The following is a 1,933-nucleotide window of genomic DNA, read 5'->3' as shown; positions in this document are numbered from 1 at the left end:
GACCTGTACGGTTCCGCCTTTCGCTGTTCTACTTGCGCAATGCGCTGGCGATACGGCAGTTCATGGTGTGCCGCCAACATCGTGTTCGGGTTGGTTCTCGTGGGTCTGGGCGCCTGGCGCATCGGGCCGGCGTACCACCGCGAGCACGAACAACGGGTCGTGTCGGCGTGTATCGCCGAGCATGGTGTCGAGTAGTGCCTGCCGGTGCGAACCGCCGCCATCACCAAAACAGTCAAGCTGAAGCAGACGTTCGGCGGGGACATGCTGGACGTGTATCTCGACGGGGCCGCGAAGCCGGCGTTCGAGATCTCGCCGCACTGGAGCGAGCGGGACAGCTCGACAGTGGTCGTCGCCGACTTGCATGGCAAGGTGTGGGCCTGGCAGGAGAGCGCACACCACGAGTGGGAAGAACTGTACAAAACATGGCCGCTGCGGACACTCATCTATCTCTCAGTGATCCTGATCGGCGGGTGGTTCGTACTGAACTTCGGGAGCGAGCTGCTCATCGAGGGGCACAGCCGATACAGAGAACTGGCCGAGCGGTTGGTCGCCCTCTACAGCGGAGTGAGCTTCGCGGGGACGGCGATCCTCGCCGGGTTCTCCCTCTCCTGGATCTTCGGACTGGGGTCCATCGCCGTCGTGGCGCTGGCCGTCGGTGTCAACGGCGCGGACCACTGGCGCCATTGGCAAAACGCCTGGCGCCGAGCCCGCCGTGTACCGCGTTGACCGCACCCGCACCCGCACCCGCACGCGTACGCGCGTTGGTGCAGGACGACAGCCCCTCCGGTCCGGCGCACGGCCGCGGCGGGCAGGCGTCAAGCTCAACGCCCCCCCACATGCTCGGCATCGGCCTCCGCCAGGCCGCCGAGGACTGCCCCATCGTCTCCGGATCAGGCTTGTCGACCGTCCCGCCTATGACGTCGTACATGGAGTAGCTCATGGACCAATGAGTTCAGGCCGTGATCCGACCTCGGTTCGGCCGAACGGAACAGGTGCTGCGATGCCGGGCGCGGCCCTCACCCATTCAGGGGCTTGTCGGTTGCCAGGTTGTGGGCAGGATGAGTCCGCCCGGGAGCGGAGATCTGGCTCGCGGATTCAGGCCAGGGGGAGCCGTGCCGGTTGCTTCACTGAAGGAGACCGTACTGCCGGAGAACTCCGCCCCGCGGAAGTCGACCGTCACGATCCTTGACTCCCCGTTCTCAAGATTCCCGACAGAGTCCTTCAGCGAAGATCCCACTGGACCTCGGTCAGTCGATGCCTTCGACGATGCGGAAGTCTCGCTCGACGCCGTCGGAGAGGGCGACCAGCGCCTCCTGGTAGGCCGCACTCTCGCGTGCCGCGACGGCCTGCTCGAAGCTGTCGAACTCGACCAGGACGGTGCGCTCGGCGATTCCGGCGTCGTATGCGGCGACCCGACCGCCACGGACGAAGGTCCGACCGCCCCCGGCCTCGACGGCCGGAGCGGCCAGCTTGTTGTAGGCAGCCAGCTTCTCAGGGTCTGAAATGGTGCGGTAGACGCTGACCCAGTAGCCCTTGGGCATGGAACCTCCAGTGTTGGGATGAGTGCATCTGACTTACGTGTTGGGCTCGGACGAGCGTCGGCGGGCGAGACCGAGGCATGTCAGCGTCGTGATCGCCATGGCGCCGATGCCGACCAGCGCCGCGGTGGTGTAGGCACTGTCGTCGGGGAAGAGGTGGCCGGGGCCGGTACCCGCGGCGAGGATCAGGCCGCCGATGGCGCTGCCCAAGGAGTACCCGACGCTGCGGACGACGTAGTTGAAGCTCATGGCGCTCGACGTCTCGCTCTTGGGGGTGACGGCCAGGATGACGCCGGGCATCGCGGCCGAGAAGCCGCCGACGCCGAAGCCGAGCACGCCCATCGCCACAAACAGTTCGGCAAGGTCCGACCGGGCTGCCGCGAACAGGGCGAACC

The 1,933-nt window shown here is 66.5% G+C and carries 4 protein-coding genes; 2 read left to right on the top strand and 2 right to left on the bottom strand.

Going from position 1 to position 1,933, the window contains the following annotated elements:
• Together JF597_RS54420 and JF597_RS54415 are read left to right on the top strand one after the other, a co-directional pair.
• A partial coding sequence (locus JF597_RS54420; RefSeq protein WP_294014544.1) for a hypothetical protein occupies positions 1–195 on the top strand: 195 nt, incomplete at its 5' end.
• 9 nt (positions 196–204) lie between these two features.
• Positions 205–726 carry a hypothetical protein gene (locus JF597_RS54415; RefSeq protein ID WP_294014543.1) on the top strand — a complete coding sequence of 174 codons (522 nt, stop codon included), beginning with the start codon at positions 205–207 and terminating at the stop codon, positions 724–726.
• 521 nt (positions 727–1,247) lie between these two features.
• Here JF597_RS54415 and JF597_RS54410 read toward each other — a convergent pair.
• Both JF597_RS54410 and JF597_RS54405 read right to left on the bottom strand, forming a co-directional pair.
• Positions 1,248–1,541, bottom strand: a complete 294-nt coding sequence (locus JF597_RS54410; protein WP_294014542.1) for a DUF1330 domain-containing protein — start codon at positions 1,539–1,541, stop codon at positions 1,248–1,250.
• A gap of 33 nt (positions 1,542–1,574) precedes the next feature.
• Positions 1,575–1,933 (bottom strand): MFS transporter (locus tag JF597_RS54405; protein ID WP_366916589.1); only part of this gene is annotated, 359 nt, incomplete at its 5' end.

The sequence above is a fragment of the Streptomyces sp. genome, assembly GCF_019510245.1.
Classification (GTDB): Bacteria; Actinomycetota; Actinomycetes; order Streptomycetales; family Streptomycetaceae; genus Streptomyces.
Note: the sequence above shows the minus strand (reverse complement) of the source record. Positions and strands in the feature narration are given on the sequence as shown.

Excerpts from the sequence above, each read along its gene's own strand:
- JF597_RS54410 (WP_294014542.1), bottom strand. The coding sequence starts at position 1,541 with ATGCCCAAGGGCTACTGGGTCAGCGTCTACCGCACCATTTCAGACCCT.